Here is an 18,473-nt window from a genome sequence, read left to right as displayed (position 1 = left end):
CTGTGTCGCTCAGCTCCTCGTCACGTGGATGATGTGCACCGGCTCCTCGCCGTAGCCCGGCCCCAGCCGGACGAACGGCGAGCGGTCCCAGACCCAGCGGTTGCCGGTGACCAGGTCGTGCGCGGCGAAACGGTCGTCCCAGCCCAGCCCCAGACCGAGGTCGGGCATGCTCAGGTGGAGGCGGGTGGAGCGGACCTGGTGCGGGTCGAGGTTGGCGACGACCAGCACGGTGTCGCGGTCGGACCCGTCGTGCGCGCCGCCGCCGTGCTTGGAGAAGACGAGGACGTTCTCGTCCTCCGCCGCGTGGAAGGTGATGTTGCGCAGCCAGTGCAGGGCTGGGTGCTCGGCCCGGACCCGGTTGAGCATGGTCAGCCAGCCGCCGAGGTCCTCGCGCCCGGGGACGTGCTGACCCCAGCGCCGGTCCTTGAACTCGTACTTCTCGTTGTCGACGTGCTCCTCGGCGCCGGGCCGGTTGACGTTCTCGACGTGCTCGTAGCCGGCGTAGATCCCGTAGGTGGGGACCAGCGTCGCCGCGAGCGCGGAGCGGACGAGGTGGGCGGTGACGCCCCCCGTCTGCATGTAGGGCGTGAGGATGTCGTGGGTGGTCGGCCAGAAGCTGGGTCGCATGTAGTGCGCGGTCTCGGTCGCCAGCTCCGTGACGTACTCCCGCAGCTCGGGGACGGTGTTGCGCCAGGCGTAGTAGGTGTAGGACTGCTGGAACCCCACCTTGGCCAGGGTCCGCATCATCATCGGCTTGGTGAAGGCCTCCGCGAGCCAGATCACCTCGGGGTGGTCGACGGCCACGTCGGCGATCAGCCACTGCCAGAACTCCACCGGCTTGGTGTGCGGGTTGTCGACGCGGAAGAGCGTGACCCCGTGGTCGATCCACACCTGGACGACACGGCGCACCTGGGCGTACACCGTCTCGGGGGCGTTGTCGAAGTTGAGCGGGTAGATGTCCTGGTACTTCTTCGGCGGGTTCTCCGCGTAGGCGATGGAGCCGTCGGCCCGGGTCGTGAAGAACTCGGGGTGCTCGGTGGCCCACGGGTGGTCCGGCGAGGCCTGCAGCGCGAGGTCGAGCGCGACCTCCAGCCCCTCCTGCCGCGCCCGGGCCACGAAGGCGTCGAAGTCGTCCCAGTCGCCGAGGTCGGGGTGCAGCGCGTCGTGACCCCCCTCGGCGGAGCCGATGGCGTAGGGGGAGCCGGGGTCGTGCTCCTGGGCCTCGAGGGTGTTGTTGCGCCCCTTGCGGTTGGTCCGCCCGATCGGGTGGACCGGCGTGAGGTAGACGACGTCGAACCCCATGCCGGCGATCGCCGGGAGCCGGTCGGCGGCGGTGCGGAAGGTGCCGGTGGTCCACAGGCCCGTCGTCTCGTCCAGGGTCGCCCCCTCCGAGCGCGGGAAGATCTCGTACCAGGCACCGGTGAGGGCCAGCCGGCGTTCGACCCACCAGGGGTGGTCACGGCTTCCGGAGACCATGTCGCGCAGGGGCGACGCGGCGAGCACCTGACGGACCCGGTCCTCGATCCCGGCCTGCAGACGCTCCTCCGGGGTCAGCGCGCTGGAGCGCAGGCGGGTGATCGCCGCCTCCAGGACCGCGCGGTCCTCCGCGGACCGCTCGACCTCGTCGAGCGCGCGCTCCAGGACCCGGGCCCCCTCCTCGAGCATCAGCTCGACGTCGACACCGGCCCGCACCTTGATGGTGCCGTCGTGGACCCAGGTGCCGTAGGGGTCCGACCAGCCCTCGACGCGAAAGCTCCACATCCCCTCCCGGTCGGCGTAGACCACCGTCTGCCAGTGCCCCAGACCGGGGTTGACCTGGGTCATCGGCACGTGGTGCTCCACGTCGTCCGGGTCGGTGAGGACCACGGTGGCGTTGACCGCGTCGTGGCCCTCCCGGAAGACGGTGGCGCTGACGGTGAACAGCTCGGCGACGACCGACCTGGTGGGCCGGTCGCCCCCGTCGGTGACCGGCTGGACGTCCAGGACGGGGATGCGCCCGACGGGACGCTGGCCGAAGAGCGCCAGCACGGAGGTGTCGGGCGCGGTGCCGGGGCGACCGGGATCGACGGCGCCCTCGGGGACGGGGTGGGGATCGTGCGGCGTGGGCGTGGTCGAGTGCTCGGTCACGCGGCTCACGCTACCCGCCCGGCGCGGTCCGCGGCACGATCGCCCCGGGCGCTCCGGGTCGATGCAAGATCTTGCAGGGGGTTGGCCTATCCTCGGCACCGTGAAGGCTATCCGTCGCATGCACGTGCGCACCGTCCTCCCTGCGTCCCTGTCCCCGCTGCACGACCTCGCGGTGAACCTCCGCTGGTCCTGGCACCCGCCGACCCGTGACCTCTTCGCCGGGATCGACCCCGAGCTGTGGGCCGTGACGGGTCAGGATCCCGTCGCCATCCTCTCCTCGCTGCGCGGCGAGGACATCGAGCGGCTGGCCTCCGACGCCGGGTTCGTCCGGAGGGTGGCGGAGGCTGCGGCCGACCTGGAGCGTTACCTGACCAAGCCGCGCTGGTACCACGAGCAGGGTGCCGGGCGCTGGGACGGCCGCACCCTGGAGTCCATCGCCTACTTCTCCCCGGAGTTCGGCATCACGGCGGTGCTGCCGCAGTACTCCGGCGGCCTGGGCATCCTCGCCGGGGACCACCTCAAGGCGGCCTCGGACCAGGGCATCCCGATCGTGGGCGTGGGCCTCTTCTACAAGTCCGGCTACTTCGCCCAGCGGTTCAACGCCGAGGGGTGGCAGCAGGAGTCCTACCCGGTCCTCGACCCCGACGACCTCCCGCTGTCGCTCCTGCGCGAGGAGGACGGCAGCCCGGTCGTGATCCGGCTGGACATGCCGCGCGGCAGCCACCTCGACGCGCACGTGTGGCGCGCCCAGGTCGGGCGGGTGCCCCTGCTCCTGCTCGACTCCGACGTCGAGTCCAACGACCCGGCCCGTCGCGAGGTGACCAACCGTCTGTACGGCGGCGGCGGCGACCAGCGCCTGGAGCAGGAGATGCTGCTCGGCATCGGCGGGGTCCGGGCCCTGCGTGCCTTTGCCCGCATCTGCCAGGCCCCCACGCCGACCGTCTACCACACCAACGAGGGCCACGCCGGCTTCCAGGGCGTGGAGCGCATCAGCGAGCTGGTCACCGGGGAGGCCGGCCTCACCGTCGACGAGGCGATCCGGGCGGTCCGGGCCGGCACGGTGTTCACCACCCACACCCCGGTCCCGGCGGGCATCGACCGCTTCGACGTGCAGGCCATCGCCACCCACTTCGGGGACCCGACCTGCGCCATCCCCGGCGTCCCGGTGGAGCGGCTGCTCGAGCTCGGCGCCGAGGACTACGAGGGCGGCGACCGGTCCCGCTTCAACATGGCGGTCATGGGCATGCGCCTGGGCCAGCGCGTCAACGGCGTCTCGGAGCTGCACGGTGCCGTGAGCCGGGACATGTTCAAGGGCCTGTGGCCGGGCTTCGACGTCGAGGAGGTGCCGATCGGGTCGGTGACCAACGGCGTCCACGCCGGGACCTGGGTCGACAGCCGTCTCTACGACCTCGCCAAGAACCACCTCGGCTCCGACATCGCGGCCCGCTCGGTGTTCACGCGCATCCACGAGGTGCCGATCGAGGCGTTCTGGGCGACCAAGCGCGAGCTGCGCCAGCAGCTCATCCGCGACGCCCGCTCCCGCCTGCGCAAGTCCATGGTGGCGCGCGGCTCGAGCGAGGCCGAGCTCGGCTGGATCGACTCGGTGCTCGACCCGGACACGCTGACGATCGGGTTCGCCCGGCGCGGGGCGACCTACAAGCGTCTGACGCTCATGATGCGCGACCCGGAGCGGCTCAAGAAGCTGGTCAACGACCCGGCGCGGCCGGTCCAGATCATCATCGCCGGCAAGTCGCACCCCGCGGACGACACGGGCAAGGCGCTCATCCAGGAGATGGTGCGCTTCACCGACGACCCCGACGTGCGGGGCAAGATCATCTACCTGCCCAACTACGACATCGCGATGGCGCAGCAGCTCTACCCCGGGTGCGACGTGTGGCTGAACAACCCGCTGCGCCCGTTCGAGGCGTGCGGCACCTCGGGGATGAAGGCCGCCCTCAACGGCGCCCTGAACCTCTCGATCCTCGACGGCTGGTGGGACGAGTGGTACGACGGCCAGAACGGGTGGGCCATTCCGACCGCCGACGGTGTGGAGGACCCCGACCGTCGTGACGACCTCGAGGCCGCGGCCCTCTACGAGCTGCTCGAGAAGACGGTCGTGCCGACCTACTACGAGCGGGACGAGCACGGCATACCCCGTCGATGGCTCGACATGGTCAGCCACACCCTGTCCACCCTCGGCCCCAAGGTGCTGGCCGACCGGATGGTGCGCGACTACACCGAGAAGTACTACTGGCCGGCCGCCCACGCGGCGTGGGCCGTGGCCGCCGAGGACCACGCCGGTGCCCGCGACCTGGCTGAGTACGTGGCCAAGGTTTACCGGAACTGGCCGCGCGTGCGCGTCGACCACGTCGACGCGGAGGGCCTGTCGGACGCGCCGCAGATCGGTGACGAGATCTCGGTGCACGCCTACGTCGCCCTGGGTGAGCTGGACCCGCGGACGGTGCGGGTGCAGATGGCCTACGGGCGCGCGAACGCCAACGACACGCTGACGGACGTGGAGCTCGTCCAGCTCACCCCGACGCAGTCCGACGGCGAGGGCCGCCACCGGTTCGAGGGCCGGGTGCGCCTCCAGCGGACCGGGTCCCTCGGCTGGACGGTGCGCGTCCTGCCGATGCACCCGCACATGTCGGCCGACGCCGAGCTGGGCCTGGTCACCCTGCCCTGACCGCGGCAGGCACGCGCGAGGCCCGGTCACCCAGGCGGTGGCCGGGCCGCCGTCGTCAGCGCTGCGGCTCGCCTCCCAGGACGGTGAAGGTCGTCGGCGACACCGTCAGGGTGCCACCGGGTGCCACCGGCCCGGTCGCCCGCCGGCCACCCCCGCTGGACCACCTCACCCGCCACCCGGCGACACCCTCCACGGCAGGAGCGACGACCTCGAGCTGGTCGGGCCCGGCGTGCAGCACCAGGGCGACCGCCTGCCGGTCCGTCTCGGCGTGCAGGGTGTCGTAGACGGCGACGACCGTGCGCCGCCACGGGTCCTGCCACTGCGTGCCGTCCACGACGTCACCGGTCTCGTCGTACCAGCGCAGCCGGGTCCGCCCGGCCTCGGGCGCGAAGCGGGGGAACTCGGGGGTCCGCAGCAGCGACAGCTCGCGGCGCACGGCGAGCAGCTCGCGGGTGTCCGCGAGGAGCTCCTCCTGCCAGGGCGCGTGGTCCCACCGCAGCCAGGTCAGCGGGTTGTCCTGGCAGTAGGCGTTGTTGTTGCCGTGCTGGGTGCGTCCGGCCTCGTCGCCCGCCACGAGCATCGGCACCCCCGTCGCGAGGATGGTGGTCGCCAGGAGGTTGCGCACGGAGCGGTGGCGGGCGGCCGTCACCGCGGGGTCGTCGGTGGGGCCCTCGACGCCGTGGTTCCACGACCGGTTGTCGCTGTGGCCGTCGCGGTTGTCCTCGCCGTTGGCGTGGTTGTGCTTCTGCTCGTAGGCGGTCAGGTCGGCCAGGGTGAAGCCGTCGTGCGCGGTGACGAGGTTGATCGAGGCGATCGGGCCGCGGTTGCCGTCGGCGAAGAGATCGGCGGACCCGGCCATCCGGGTCGCCAGCTCGCGCACCCCGTGCCCCGGCTGGTCGTGCAGCTGACGTGCGACGTCGGCCAGCCAGAAGGAGCGCGCCGTGTCGCGGAACCGGTCGTTCCACTCGGCGAAGGGTGCCGGGAACTGCCCCGTCCGCCAGCCGTGCACGCCGACGTCCCACGGCTCGGCCACGAGCTTGACGCGGGAGAGCACCGGGTCGGTCTGCAGGGCGACGTGGAAGGCGTGGTCCCGCTCGTAGGCGTCGTCCCGCCCCCGGGCCAGCGCCGGCGCCAGGTCGAAGCGGAAGCCGTCCACGTGGTAGTTCTCCACCCAGTGGCGCAGGGAGTCCAGGACCATGCGGGCCACGAGCGGCTGGCGCAGGTCGAGGGTGTTGCCGCACCCGGTCACGTCGATGTCCCGGCCCCGGGCGTCCCGCCGGTAGTAGGTCGCGTTGTCCAGCCCGCGCCAGGACAGGGTGGGTCCGGACCACGAGCTCTGCTCGGCGGTGTGGTTGTAGACCACGTCGAGCAGCACCTCGATGCCGGCCGCGTGCAGGGCCTTCACGGCGCCCTTGAGCTCGTCCGCGACGCCCTGCGGGTCGCCGGCCGCGGCGTAGCCGGCGTGCGGGGCGAAGAAGCCGAGGGTGTTGTAGCCCCAGTAGTTGTGGAGCCCCTGCCGAACGAGCGCGGGCTCGGAGACGAACGCGTGGATCGGCAGCAGCTCCAGCGTGGTGACCCCCAGGCCGGTGAGGTGCTCCAGGACCGCGGGGTGCGCGAGCGCGGCATACGTGCCCCGGAGCTCCGGCGGGACCGCCGGGTGGCGCATCGTCAGCCCGCGGACGTGAGCCTCGTAGACGACGGTGTCGGTCCACGGGACGGAGGGCAGCTGGTCCTCGCCCCAGTCGAAGGTGTGGTCGAGGACCACGCTGCGGGGCACGTAGGGGGCGCTGTCCCGCGGGTCGAGGCTGTCCGGGGCGCTGTGGCCGGCGTCGTCGACGGCGTGCCCGAAGACCTCCGGGCGCCAGTGCACCCAGCCCTCGACCGCCCCGCCGTAGGGGTCCAGCAGCAGCTTGCCCGGGTTGTGGCGGTGCCCGTGCTCCGGCTGCCAGGGTCCGTCGACCCGGAACCCGTAGCGGGTCCCGGGCACCAGCTCCGGCACGTCGTCCCACCAGATGCCGTACGCCGTGCGCCGCAACGGGATCCGGCGCTCGCCGGCGGCGTCGAAGAGGCACAGGTCGACGGCTGTGGCGTGCCGGGCCACCACCGCGACCTCGGTGCCCGACCCCCACCGGGTGACGCCCAGGGGCGGGGGGACGTCGGTGCTGCGGCGCGGACGGACGTGGGGCGGCATAGGGGTACAACCCTAGGCCCGAGCGGGGTGGGGCCGGACCGGTGCCGCCTCGGGCGCGGCGCCCGTCTGGGAGCCGTCGGCGGCGGCGGGTACGTTGGGGGCCATGACCGACCCCACCTCGCTGCCCAACTTCCCGCCGCCGCCCCAGGAGCGGCCGCTGACCGGCCGGGTCCTGGACGCGCTCCAGGACCTGCAGATGCAGCCCGACCTCGACAAGGAGGGTGACGTCGCCTTCCAGGCCCGCGACCAGAAGCTCTTCGTGAAGTCCGTGCCGGGCAACCAGTTCGACATCATGCGCGTCTTCGGCCAGTGGCAGATCGCCTCCTCGGTGCCGGACGACCTGCTCACGCGGCTCAACGGCTGCAACGACGTCACGCTGGGGGTGAACCTGGTCAAGGCCGGCATCGCCAACGGCAACCTGGTCCTGGCCGTGGAGCAGATCGTGGCCCGGCCCGAGGACCCGAAGGGCAAGCTGCAGATCGCCGTCGGTCTCGTCCTGCAGGCCCTGGCCCTGTGGCACCGCAACGTCGTCGCCAAGTCCCGCGTGGAGGCGGGGCAGGAGCCGCAGATCCCCGAGGGTGCGCCCGAGGGCACCGTCGTGGGGCCGTGGCTCTCGGTCGGGACCTCCGGCCAGGGCGCGGCCGAGGGCACGACCGGTCCGGACCCCGAGCAGGACGGCAGCGCATGAGCCGCACCGTCGAGACCCGCAGCGAGTTCGTGCGGGTCGAGATCGAGGCGAGCATCGCCACCGTCCGGATCGACCGCCCCAGGATGAACCCGCTCTCGATCGAGGTGCAGGACGCGCTGGGCGAGGCGGCCGGCATCGTCGCGGCCGAGGACGAGGTCGCGGCGGTCGTCCTCTACGGCGGCGAGAAGGTCTTCGCCGCCGGGGCGGACATCAAGGAGATGCAGCGGATGAGCTACACCGACATGGTGCAGCGCGCCCCGCTCATCCAGGCCGCCTTCTCCGCCGTCGCGCGGATCCCCAAGCCGACGGTGGCCGCGATCGAGGGCTACGCGCTCGGCGCCGGCAACGAGCTGGCGCTGTGCTGCGACTTCCGCGTCGCCGCCTCGGACGCCCGGCTGGGTCAGCCCGAGATCCTGCTCGGGGTCATCCCGGGCGCCGGAGGCACGCAGCGGCTGGCCCGGCTCGTCGGGGTGACCAGGGCCAAGGACCTGGTCTTCTCCGGGCGGATGATCGACGCCGTCGAGGCCGCCGAGATCGGTCTCGTGGACGAGGTCTGCGAGCCCGGTGCGGCCTACGCGACCGCGCGCGAGCTGGTCCAGCGCTACGTGCACGGCCCGGCCTTCGCGCTCCGTGCCGCCAAGGAGGCGATCGACCGGGGTCTGGACGGCGACCTGGAGACGGGCCTGGCCATCGAGGCGATGCAGTTCGCCGGGGTCTTCGCCACGAAGGACCGGGAGATCGGCATGACGTCGTTCGTCAAGGAGGGCCCGGGGAAGGCGACGTTCGAGGGACGCTGACCCCACCGCTCACCGACGCGCGCCCCGCCACCGCGGGGCGCGCGTCGTCGTTCTCCCCGGCCGTCGGGAGAGTCGCCCCTCGGGCACAGGACTGCCACCCTGACTAGTTGACATATCTGACTAGTCAGATATACGGTCTAGTCATGAAGTCAGAAGAGTCGTGGCCGAGCGAGTGGTTGCGGGGCGTCCTGGAGGTCTGCGTGCTGCGGGTCCTCCTCGACGGGCCGAGCTACGGCTACGCCATCACCCAGTCGCTCGCCGGGGCAGGTCTCGGCGAGGTCAAGGGAGGCACCCTCTACCCGCTGCTGGGCCGCCTCGAGGAGGCGGGCCTGGTCGAGGTCGAGTGGCGTCCGGGCGAGGGTGGCCCGGGCCGCAAGTTCTACGCGCTGACCCCCGTCGGCCGGACGCACACCCAGGCGCTCGTGCGTCGCTGGGCGGATTTCACCACCACCACCCGCGCGCTGACGGACAGCGCGCCCATCGCAGGGAGGACCGCATGAACGACATCCAGGAGCAGGGCACAACCCGCCGCCGCGCAGGCATCTTCGCCGACCCGGGGCGGATCGCGCCGAGCGTCGAGAAGGACTGGCGCGACGACTTCATCGTCGAGCTGCGGCTCCTGGGGGTGCCCGGGGACCGCATCGGGGACGCCCTCGTCACCGTCGAGAGCCACGTTGTCGAGTCGGGCCAGGGCGCACGGGAGGCCTTCGGCGAGCCCAGGCCCTACGCCAGGGACCTGGCGGAGAACGAGCTGGCTGACGGCCCCGCCTGGAGCGTCAGCGCCCTGACCGTCGTCGGGAACGTCGTCGGCCTGGTCGGGATGCTCGCCGCCGTCCGGGCGTTCACCGGCTGGCTGGCGGGGGAGAGGGTGGCGGTCACCGTCGGCGACCTGCTGGCCCTGGGTCTGGTCCTGCTGCTCCTGACGGCGGTGCTGAGGTGGGCGCCCGCCGCGGTGCGGATGCTGGTGGAGCACCGATGGACGTTCGCCCTCGGCGCCCCGGTCGTCCTGATCGGGTCGTTCGTGGCGGTGCTGCTGCTGTTCCGCCAGACGTGGTTCGAGGTCGGCGTCCTCCCGGTGGCCGTGCTGGCCGTGGTCCTCTCGGCGGCCGGCGCGGTGGCGACCTGGGCGGACGCCCCGCCGGAGGGTGACGAGATCCTCGCGCCCGGGCAGCGTCCTGCCCCGACGGGTGCGGCCCGGTGGGGAACCGCTCTCCTCCTGCCGCTCCTCACCCTCCTCCTGCTGGGGCTCACCTGGGTCCTGCACGCCCTCTCCTGAGCCGCGTCACGGCAGACCTCCCGCCCGCCCCGGCACCCACCGGGGCGGGCGGTCCCGTGTCCGGGGCACCCCGGGACGGATGACAAGATGGACGGCGAACCACCGGATCCCGACTACGAGGACGTGACGGATGAACATCGTCGTCTGTGTGAAGTACGTGCCGGACGCCCAGGGCGACCGCGGCTTCGAACCTGACCACACCACCGACCGCGAGGGGGTCGACGGCCTGCTCTCCGAGCTCGACGAGTATGCCGTGGAGGAGGCCCTGAAGATCGTCGAGGCGGGCGAGGGCGAGGTGACGGTGCTGACGATGGGCCCCGAGGACGCCGCCGCAGCACTGAAGAAGAGCCTGCAGATGGGGGCCCACAAGGCTGTGCTGGTCACCGACGAGGCGATCGCCGGCTCCGACGCGGTCGCGACCTCGCTGGTGCTGGCCGAGGCCGTCCGCAAGATCGGCGAGGAGACCCCGGTGGACCTCGTCCTCACGGGCCTGGCCTCCACCGACGGGTCGATGAGCGTGGTGCCGGCGATGCTGGCCGAGCGGCTGGGCCTGCCGCAGGTGACGTTCGCCTCCGAGCTGACCGTCGAGGGCAGCACGGTGCGCATCCGTCGCGACGACGAGACCGCCAGCGAGACGATCGAGTCGACGCTGCCCGCGGTGGTGTCGGTGACCGACCAGATCAACGACCCGCGCTACCCCTCGTTCAAGGGGATCATGGCGGCGAAGAAGAAGCCGGTGCAGACCTGGTCGCTGGCCGACCTGGGCGTCGACCCCGCGCAGGTCGGGCTGGACGCCGCCTGGTCGCGGGTCGAGGAGGTCACCGCCCGCCCGCCGCGCACGGCCGGCGAGGTCGTGGCCGACGAGGGCGAGGGCGGCACCGCCCTGGCGCAGTTCCTGGCCTCCCGCAAGTTCGTCTGACCCGCCCGTCCCGGCACGAAGAGAGAGTAGAGACATGGCTGAAGTTCTGGTCCTCGTCGACCACGTCGACGGGCAGGTCCGCAAGTCCACCGCCGAGCTGCTCACCGCGGCCGCCCGCCTGGGCGAGCCGTCGGCGGTCCTCGTCGGCGCCGGTGGCGACACCGCGCGCGAGACGCTCGCCCGCTACGGCGCCGCGAAGATCTACCGCCTCGAGTCGCCCGACCTGACCGACCACCTCGTGGCCCCGGTCGCCGAGGCGCTGGCCCAGCTCGTGGAGCGCACCGGTGCGGTCGCGGTGCTGCTGCCCAGCAGCAACGACGGCAAGGAGATCGCCGGGCGGCTGGCGATCAAGACCTCCTCCGGGCTGATCACCGACGCGGTCGACGTGCAGCCGGGCGAGGCTGGCGGGGTGCGGACCACCCAGTCCGTCTTCGCCGGGTCCTACACCGTCGTGTCCTCGGTGACCCGGGGCAGCCCGGTGATCACCCTCAAGCCGAACTCGGTCCCGGTGGAGGAGTCGCCCGGTGCGGGCGTGGAGGAGAGCGTGGACATCCAGCTCTCCGACGTGGCCCGCGCGGCCCGGATCGTGGAGCGCTCGGCCAAGGCGGCCTCCGGCCGCCCGTCGCTGACCGAGGCCGCGATCGTCGTCTCCGGCGGGCGAGGCACGGGCGGTGACTTCGCTCCCGTGGAGCAGTTCGCCGACTCCCTCGGAGCCGCGGTCGGGGCCTCGCGCGCTGCGGTCGACGCCGGCTGGTACCCCCACGCCTCCCAGGTCGGGCAGACCGGGGTGCAGGTCTCCCCGCAGCTCTACGTCGCCGCCGGCATCTCCGGCGCGATCCAGCACCGCGCGGGCATGCAGACGTCCAAGACGATCGTCGCGGTCAACAAGGACCCGGAGGCGCCGATCTTCGAGCTCGTCGACTTCGGCGTCGTCGGCGACCTCTTCACCGTCCTGCCGCAGGCGACCGAGCAGGTCAACGCCCGCAAGGACTGACCGACAGCTCGACCCACGACGCAGGCACGACGGGGCGGGGTCCCGGCCCACGGTCCGTAGACTCGGACGGTGCCCGGCCCCGCCCCTCGTCATACGTACCTCGACCACGCCGCGTCCACCCCGGTGCTGGACGAGGTCGTCGAGGTGGTCGCGCGCACCATGCGGGACCACGGTCTGGGCAACCCCAGCTCGCTGCACGCCCCCGGGCGCGCCGCCCGGCGGGTCGTCGAGGAGTCCCGCGAGCGCGTCGCCCAGGCCCTGGGCGTGAGCCCCTCGGAGGTGGTCTTCACCTCCGGCGGCACCGAGGGGGACAACCTGGCCGTCAAGGGCGGGTATGCCGCGCGCGTCGCCGCCGACCAACGTCGCGACCGCCTCGTGGTGAGCGGGATCGAGCACCACGCCGTGCTCGACGCGGTGGAGCACCTGGTCGCGACGCAGGGCGCCCGGGTCACCTGGGTCGAGCCGGACGCCGACGGCGTCGTCCACCCGGTGGCGCTGGACGACGCGCTGCGGGCCGACGGCGGACCCGGGACGGTCGCCCTGGCGAGCGTCATGTGGGCCAACAACGAGGTCGGCACGGTGCAGCCGGTGGCCGGGCTCGCCGACGTGGCGCACGGGCACGACGTCCCTCTCCACTCCGACGCGGTGCAGGCCCTCGGCCAGGTCCCGCTGGACCTCTCGACGGTCGACCTCGGCGTCGTCACCGGGCACAAGGTCGGCGGTCCGGTGGGTGCGGGTGCCGTCACCGTCCGCCGCGACCTCAGCCCGGTGCCGCTCGTCCACGGCGGCGGCCAGGAACGCCGGCTGCGCGCCGGCACCCCGGACACGGCGGGGATCGCCGGGCTGGCGGAGGCGGTCTGCCTGGCGGTCGAGCGCAGGGCCGGGCACGCGGCATACCTCGCCGGCCTGCGCGACGCCCTGGTCACCGGCGCCCTGGCGCTCGACCTCGGGATCACCGTGAGCGGGCCGTGGGAGCCCGGTGACACGACCCGCCGGCTGGCCGGCAACGCGCACCTGCGCGTGCCGGACTGCGAGGGCGACTCGCTGCTGTACCTCCTCGACGCCGCCGGCGTCGCGTGCTCGACGGGCTCCGCCTGCACGGCCGGCGTCCCGCGCCCCAGCCACGTCCTGCTGGCGATCGGGGTGCCGGAGGAGGAGGCGCGCGGGGCGCTGCGGCTGACCCTCGGGCGGGGCTCCACCGCCGCCGACGTGGCGGCCTTCCTGGCCGCCCTGCCCGAGGCGGTCGGGCGGGCCCGGCGCGCGCACGCGGCGGGGAGGGCCGGCTGATGCGGGTGGTGGCGGCGATGAGCGGCGGGGTGGACTCGGCCGTCGCGGCGGCCCGGATGCTCGACGCCGGGCACGAGGTGGTCGGCGTGCACCTCGCGCTCGCCCAGTCCGCGGCGACGCTGCGCGAGAGCGCGCGCGGGTGCTGCACGATCGAGGACGCGGGCGACGCGCGGCGGGTGGCCGACCGGCTCGGGATCCCGTTCTACGTGTGGGACATGGCCGAGCGGTTCCGCCGGGACGTGGTGGAGGACTTCGTCGCGGAGTACGCCGCGGGCCGCACCCCGAACCCGTGCCTGCGCTGCAACGAGAAGATCAAGTTCGCCGCGCTGCTGGACAAGGCGCTGGCGCTGGGCTTCGACGCGGTCGCGACGGGGCACTACGCGCAGGTCGTCGAGGTGCCCGACCCGTCGGCCGAGACGGGGGTGCGGCGCGAGCTGCACCGCGCGGTCGACCCCGCCAAGGACCAGTCCTACGTGCTCGGGGTCCTCGACGCCGACCAGCTCGGGCGCAGCTTCTTCCCGCTCGGCGACTCGACGAAGCCGCAGATCCGCGCGGAGGCGGCGGAGCGGGGGTTCAGCGTGGCGCGCAAGCCGGACAGCCACGACATCTGCTTCATCGCCGACGGGGACACGCGCGGCTGGCTGGCCGAGCGGCTGGGCGAGCGCCCCGGGCCCGTCCTCGACACCGACGGGGCGGTCCTGGGTGAGCACGCCGGCGCCCACGGCTACACGGTCGGTCAGCGCCGCGGGCTGGGACTGCGGGTGCCCGCGGCGGACGGCCGACCGAGGTTCGTCGTCTCCACCGACACCCGGACCAACACGGTCGTCGTGGGGCCGGAGGAGCTGCTCGGGGTCGACGTGGTCGTGGGGGAGCACCTGCGCTGGTGCGGCCCGGCACCGGCCGGCACCGGCCCGGTGCGCGTCGGCGCCCAGCTGCGCGCCCACGGCGAGGAGCACCCGGGCAGCGCCCGGGTGGAGGCGGGGGAGGGCATACCCCCGCGGGTCACGGTGCACCTGGACCGGCGCACGCGCGGGGTGGCACCGGGACAGTCGGTGGTGCTCTACGACGGCACGCGGGTCGTCGGGTCGGCGACGATCACCGCGAGCGGGCGGCGCTGAGCGACCCGCCGGAGGAACCGGGACCCTGACGGCGGCGGAGGTGCCCGCGGGCGGCCGTAGGGTTGGCCCGTGCACCCCTCCGAACCCCACTCCGAGCCTCCCGCCCGCCACGACGACCAGGCCCCCGGGGACGGGCGGGCGAGCTCGGCCGGCGTGACCGCGACCGGCGTCGGGTCCTGGCCCGGCAGCGACGTCGGCGAGGCCCTGCGGGTGGTGCGCGGGGAGCTGGCGGGCTCCCTCCCGGAGGGGGTCGGCGGGCTGCCGTACCTGCCCGAGCTGCCCGCCCGCGGGCCCGGCACCGACCTCGTCGGCCGCGCGGCGTCGCTCCTCGTCGACCTCTCCGTCGACCTCCAGCCGCAGGGCTGGCGACTGGTCGACCGGCCCGGGCGGGACGCCGCACGGACGGGCTCGTGGTGGCGGCAGGACCTGGACGGGCTCGCCGAGGTCTTCGACGGCTACCGCGGGCCGCTGAAGGTGCAGGTGGCCGGGCCGTGGACGATGGCGGCCGCGCTGTGGCTGCCGCTCGGCGACCGCGTCCTCGCCGACCGCGGCGCCACGCGTGACCTCGCCGGCTCCCTCGCCGAGGGGTCCGCCGCGCACGTGGCCGAGGTGCGCCGGCTGGTGCCGGGGGCCGAGGTCGTCCTGCAGGTCGACGAGCCCACGCTGACCGCGGTCGGGCTGGGCCGGATCCGGTCCGAGTCGGGCTACCGGGTGCTGCGGACTCCCGAGCCGGCCGAGCTCGTCGGTGCGCTGCAGGACGTCGTGGACGCCGCCCGCGGGGCCGGTGCCGGCCGCGTCGTCGTGCACTCGTGCGCGCCCGACGTCCCCCTCGACGTGCTGCGTCGGGCCGGCGTGGACGCGGTCAGCCTCGACACCTCGCTGCTGGGGGTGGGTGCCTGGGAGACGGTCGCCGAGCTGCTCGACGCGAAGGTCTCCCTCTGGGCGGGGGCCCTGCCCAGCGACGGCGACCCCTCGTCCTACCGGGACCACGTCGCGACCCTGGTCCGGCGCTGGCACGAGCTGGGGCTGCCGGCCCGCGAGCTGTCCGGCCTCACGGTGAGCCCGGCGTGCGGGCTGGCGGGGCGCACCCCGGAGGGGGCACGCGCGTCGACTGTCGCGACCGTGCAGGCGGCGGCGGTGCTGGCCGAGGTGGCCGCCGGGTGACCTCCCGCGCCGGTGCGGTGCCCTGGCAGGTCTGGTATGCCGCGCTCGCCCTCATCTGGGGGTCCAGCTACCTCCTGATCAAGGTCGGTCTCGAGGTGCTCGGCGCCGCCCAGGTCGCGGGGCTGCGGATCGTCTGCGGCGGCGCCGTGCTGCTCGCGCTGGTCGCCCTCACCCGGACCCGGCTGCCGAGGGGGTGGCGGACGTGGGGCCACCTGCTGGTCACCGGGACGCTGCTGTGCACCCTGCCCTGGTTCCTCTTCGCCGTGGGGGAGGAGCGGGTCAGCTCGGCCGTCGCCGGGATCTCCAACGCCACCACGCCGGTGACCGCAGTCCTGGCGACGGCCCTGCTCCTGCCGGGCGAGCCGGTCGGTCGGCGCCGCCAGGCGGGGGTGGCCGTCGGCTTCCTGGGCGTCGTCCTGGTCGCCCAGCCGTGGTCGATGGACCACGGTCCGGACCCCGTCGGGCTGGCGATGGTGCTCGCGGCGTCCGCGAGCTACGGCGTGGGCTGGACCTACGTCCGCCGGTTCCTGTCCGGCGTCGACCCCGGCGGGCTCTCGATGCCGGCCGCCCAGGTGCTCGTCGCCGTGGCCCAGGCGCCCTTCCTGCTCGTGCTCGACTGGTGGTGGCGGGGGGCCCGGTCCGGAGGGCCGCTGTCCCTCCCGCCGGCCGGGGCGGCGCCGGAGGGGTGGGAGCTCTGGGGACCGGTCCTCGCGGTCGTCGCGCTGGGCGTGGTCGGCACCGGGCTGGCCCAGGCGATGCAGTACTCCGTGGTCCGCGCCGCCGGCCCCACCGTGGCGACGAGCGTCACCTACCCGATCACGGTGGTGTCCGTCGCGCTGGGCGTGATCCTCCTCGGGGAGCGGCTGGGCGGCCTGACGGTGCTCGGGGCGGTCGTCGTCCTCGCCGGGTCGATGCTCATCACGCGCGGGGGTCGGCCCCGCCCGGGGGGACGCGCACGGCATACCCCGGGCCTGTCGGTGGACCCTGCCAGGATGGACGGGTGACGCAGAGCCCCGAGGACCCGCGCGACGCACCGACCGAGCTGCCGGAGGACGACGTCCCCGACGCGGTGCGGCACCGGTGGGCGGACCTCGTCGAGCAGATCCGCGGCCACCAGTTCGCCTACTACGTCAGGGACGCGCCGGTCGTCAGCGACGGCGAGTTCGACGCGCTCGTGCAGGAGCTGGAGGCGCTGGAGGAGGAGCACCCGGCGCTGCGGGTCCCGGACAGCCCGACCCAGGTCGTCGGTGGCACCTTCTCGACGGACTTCCAGGCGGTGGACCACCTCGAGCGGATGCTCAGCCTGGACAACGCGTTCTCCGTGGAGGAGCTGACGGCCTGGGCCGAGCGGGTGGAGCGGGACGCCGGCGGCGCGCAGGTGCACTACCTGTGCGAGCTGAAGATCGACGGCCTCGCGGTCAACCTCCTGTACGAGGAGGGTCGCCTGGTCCGCGCGCTCACCCGCGGCGACGGGCGGACGGGGGAGGACGTGACACTCAACGTGCGCACGATCGAGGGCGTGCCGCACCAGCTGCGGGCTCCCGAGGAGCAGCAGGCCGTCGGTGTCCTGGACGACGTGGTCGTGGAGGGGGCCGTCGCAGACCGCGGCGAGGAGGGGGCGGAGCCGGACCCCGTACCGGTGCCGAGGCTGGTCGAGGTGCGCGGGGAGGTGTTCTTCCCGGTCGCGGCCTTCGAGGACCTCAACGCGGCGTTGGTGGCGGCCGGCAAGGCCCCCTATGCCAACCCGCGCAACACGGCGGCCGGGTCGTTGCGGCAGAAGGACCCGCGGGTGACCGCCTCGCGCGGCCTGCGGATGCTCGTCCACGGCATCGGCGCCCGGGAGGGTTTCGACATCTCGCGGCAGTCGGAGGCCTACGAGGTGCTGGCGGCCTGGGGGCTGCCGGTGTCGGACCGCACGAGGGTGCTGGGCTCGCTGGAGGAGGTGCGCGAGTTCGTGGCCCACTACGGCGAGCACCGCCACGACGTGGAGCACGAGCTGGACGGTGTCGTCGTCAAGGTCGACGAGGTCGTCGTGCAGCGGCGGCTGGGGTCGACGTCCCGGGCGCCCCGGTGGGCGGTCGCCTACAAGTACCCCCCCGAGGAGGTGACCACGAGGCTCCTCGACATCCGCGTCGACGTGGGGCGCACCGGGAGGGTCACCCCCTGGGGCCTCATGGAGCCGGTGCAGGTGGCCGGCTCGACCGTGGAGCGGGCGACGCTGCACAACGCCTCCGAGGTGGAGCGCAAGGGGGTGCTCATCGGCGACACGGTCGTGCTGCGCAAGGCCGGCGACGTCATCCCCGAGATCCTGGGCCCGGTCGTGGACAAGCGGGACGGGAGCGAGCGGGCGTTCGTCATGCCGACCGAGTGCCCCTCCTGCGGCACCGCCCTGCGGCCGGAGAAGGAGGGGGACAAGGACATCCGCTGCCCGAACAGCCGGGCCTGCCCCGCCCAGATCCGGGAGCGGCTCTCCTCCCTGGCCGGTCGGGGGGCGTTCGACATCGAGGCCCTCGGCTTCGAGGGGGTCAACGCGCTGCTCGAGGCAGGGGTGCTGACCAACGAGGCGACGCTGTTCTCGCTCACGGCGCAGGACATCGCGACGGTCCCGCTCTACACGCGCGCAGCGCGCAAGACCGACCCGCCGGAGGAGGTGGTGGACGGGCGGGTGCTGTCGGCCAACGGTGCCAAGCTCGTCGCGAACCTCGACCAGGTGCGGTCCCAGCCGCTGTGGCGGGTGCTCGTCGCGCTCTCGATCCGGCACGTCGGACCGACGGCGGCGCGGGCTCTGGCCACCGAGTTCGTCTCGATGGACGCGGTCCGGGAGGCGTCGCTGGAGCGCCTGGCCGCGACCGAGGGGGTGGGTCAGGTCATCGCCGAGTCGGTCCGCGAGTGGTTCGAGGTCGACTGGCACCGCGAGATCGTGGACCGGTGGGCGGCCGACGGGGTGCGGATGGCGGACGAGCGCGACGCGTCGGTCGAGCGCACGCTGGAGGGCAGGACAGTGGTCGTCACCGGTTCGCTGGAGGGCTTCAGCCGGGACGAGTCCAAGGAGGCGATCATCACCCGCGGCGGCAAGGCGTCCGGGTCGGTGAGCAGGAAGACGGACTTCGTGGTCGTCGGCGCCAACGCGGGGTCCAAGGCCGCGAAGGCCGAGGAGCTCGGGGTGCCGGTCCTGGACGAGGAGGGCTTCGTGCGGCTGCTGGAGACGGGGTCGCCCGACTAGCGT

14 protein-coding genes are annotated in these 18,473 nt (G+C 73.7%); 12 read left to right on the top strand and 2 right to left on the bottom strand.

Annotated elements, in window-relative coordinates; all coding sequences use genetic code 11:
* Positions 1–9: 9 nt before the first annotated feature.
* A complete protein-coding gene (locus tag D4B81_RS02555; RefSeq protein WP_419866225.1) occupies positions 10–2,127 on the bottom strand; it encodes a maltotransferase domain-containing protein in 2,118 nt (705 codons plus the stop codon).
* A 100-nt stretch (positions 2,128–2,227) separates the two neighbouring features.
* Here D4B81_RS02555 and glgP point away from each other — a divergent pair, with 100 nt between their 5' ends.
* On the top strand, positions 2,228–4,813 hold the full coding sequence (glgP, locus tag D4B81_RS02550; protein WP_122260951.1) for an alpha-glucan family phosphorylase: 2,586 nt from the start codon (positions 2,228–2,230) through the stop codon (positions 4,811–4,813).
* Positions 4,814–4,868: 55 nt separating this feature from the next.
* Here the strand turns inward: glgP and glgX are convergent, their stop codons facing one another.
* The gene (glgX, locus tag D4B81_RS02545; protein ID WP_122260950.1) at positions 4,869–7,004 is read right to left on the bottom strand and encodes a glycogen debranching protein GlgX; all 2,136 of its coding nucleotides are present in this window, start codon (positions 7,002–7,004) and stop codon (positions 4,869–4,871) included.
* Between the two features lie 103 nt (positions 7,005–7,107).
* On the opposite strand from glgX, the gene D4B81_RS02540 reads away from it, so the two are divergent.
* The 11 genes from D4B81_RS02540 to ligA all read left to right on the top strand — a co-directional run bounded on the left by D4B81_RS02540 (position 7,108) and on the right by ligA (position 18,470).
* On the top strand, positions 7,108–7,692 hold the full coding sequence (locus tag D4B81_RS02540; RefSeq protein ID WP_202613541.1) for a hypothetical protein: 585 nt from the start codon (positions 7,108–7,110) through the stop codon (positions 7,690–7,692).
* Positions 7,689–8,489 carry an enoyl-CoA hydratase/isomerase family protein gene (locus D4B81_RS02535; protein ID WP_122260949.1) on the top strand — a complete coding sequence of 267 codons (801 nt, stop codon included), beginning with the start codon at positions 7,689–7,691 and terminating at the stop codon, positions 8,487–8,489. The genes D4B81_RS02540 and D4B81_RS02535 overlap by 4 nt, the downstream gene beginning before the upstream one ends.
* A 143-nt stretch (positions 8,490–8,632) precedes the next feature.
* Positions 8,633–8,989, top strand: coding sequence for a PadR family transcriptional regulator (locus tag D4B81_RS02530; RefSeq protein WP_122260948.1), 357 nt, complete (start codon positions 8,633–8,635; stop codon positions 8,987–8,989).
* The gene (locus tag D4B81_RS02525) at positions 8,986–9,765 is read left to right on the top strand and encodes a hypothetical protein (RefSeq protein WP_122260947.1); all 780 of its coding nucleotides are present in this window, start codon (positions 8,986–8,988) and stop codon (positions 9,763–9,765) included. Before D4B81_RS02530 ends, D4B81_RS02525 begins: the two co-directional genes overlap by 4 nt.
* Before the next feature lie 130 nt (positions 9,766–9,895).
* Positions 9,896–10,684, top strand: a complete 789-nt coding sequence (locus D4B81_RS02520) for an electron transfer flavoprotein subunit beta/FixA family protein (protein WP_122260946.1) — start codon at positions 9,896–9,898, stop codon at positions 10,682–10,684.
* 34 nt (positions 10,685–10,718) lie between these two features.
* A complete protein-coding gene (locus D4B81_RS02515) occupies positions 10,719–11,678 on the top strand; it encodes an electron transfer flavoprotein subunit alpha/FixB family protein (RefSeq protein WP_122260945.1) in 960 nt (319 codons plus the stop codon).
* A gap of 69 nt (positions 11,679–11,747) precedes the next feature.
* Complete coding sequence (locus tag D4B81_RS02510) at positions 11,748–12,965, top strand: cysteine desulfurase family protein (RefSeq protein WP_122260944.1); 1,218 nt, start codon at positions 11,748–11,750, stop codon at positions 12,963–12,965.
* The gene (mnmA, locus tag D4B81_RS02505) at positions 12,965–14,083 is read left to right on the top strand and encodes a tRNA 2-thiouridine(34) synthase MnmA (RefSeq protein ID WP_122260943.1); all 1,119 of its coding nucleotides are present in this window, start codon (positions 12,965–12,967) and stop codon (positions 14,081–14,083) included. Before D4B81_RS02510 ends, mnmA begins: the two co-directional genes overlap by 1 nt.
* Positions 14,084–14,152: 69 nt before the next feature.
* Positions 14,153–15,247 (top strand): uroporphyrinogen decarboxylase/cobalamine-independent methonine synthase family protein, encoded by a 1,095-nt coding sequence (locus D4B81_RS02500; protein WP_122260942.1) that lies wholly within the window; start codon positions 14,153–14,155, stop codon positions 15,245–15,247.
* A complete protein-coding gene (locus D4B81_RS02495; protein WP_122260941.1) occupies positions 15,244–16,251 on the top strand; it encodes a DMT family transporter in 1,008 nt (335 codons plus the stop codon). Before D4B81_RS02500 ends, D4B81_RS02495 begins: the two co-directional genes overlap by 4 nt.
* The gene (ligA, locus tag D4B81_RS02490) at positions 16,248–18,470 is read left to right on the top strand and encodes an NAD-dependent DNA ligase LigA (RefSeq protein ID WP_122260940.1); all 2,223 of its coding nucleotides are present in this window, start codon (positions 16,248–16,250) and stop codon (positions 18,468–18,470) included. The genes D4B81_RS02495 and ligA overlap by 4 nt, the downstream gene beginning before the upstream one ends.
* The last annotated feature ends 3 nt before the right edge of the window (positions 18,471–18,473 follow it).

This window comes from Ornithinimicrobium cerasi, assembly GCF_003702705.1.
GTDB classification, from domain to species: Bacteria; Actinomycetota; Actinomycetes; order Actinomycetales; family Dermatophilaceae; genus Ornithinicoccus; species Ornithinicoccus cerasi.
This window is presented reverse-complemented; position numbering and strand designations above follow the sequence as displayed.

What these genes read in the sequence shown, in the direction of transcription:
- glgX (WP_122260950.1), bottom strand. Translation starts at nt 7,004, where the DNA reads ATGCCGCCCCACGTCCGTCCGCGCCGCAGCACCGACGTCCCCCCGCCC.
- D4B81_RS02540 (WP_202613541.1), top strand. Translation starts at nt 7,108, where the DNA reads ATGACCGACCCCACCTCGCTGCCCAACTTCCCGCCGCCGCCCCAGGAG.
- D4B81_RS02535 (WP_122260949.1), top strand. Translation starts at nt 7,689, where the DNA reads ATGAGCCGCACCGTCGAGACCCGCAGCGAGTTCGTGCGGGTCGAGATC.
- D4B81_RS02530 (WP_122260948.1), top strand. Translation starts at nt 8,633, where the DNA reads ATGAAGTCAGAAGAGTCGTGGCCGAGCGAGTGGTTGCGGGGCGTCCTG.
- D4B81_RS02525 (WP_122260947.1), top strand. Translation starts at nt 8,986, where the DNA reads ATGAACGACATCCAGGAGCAGGGCACAACCCGCCGCCGCGCAGGCATC.
- D4B81_RS02520 (WP_122260946.1), top strand. Translation starts at nt 9,896, where the DNA reads ATGAACATCGTCGTCTGTGTGAAGTACGTGCCGGACGCCCAGGGCGAC.
- D4B81_RS02515 (WP_122260945.1), top strand. Translation starts at nt 10,719, where the DNA reads ATGGCTGAAGTTCTGGTCCTCGTCGACCACGTCGACGGGCAGGTCCGC.
- mnmA (WP_122260943.1), top strand. Translation starts at nt 12,965, where the DNA reads ATGCGGGTGGTGGCGGCGATGAGCGGCGGGGTGGACTCGGCCGTCGCG.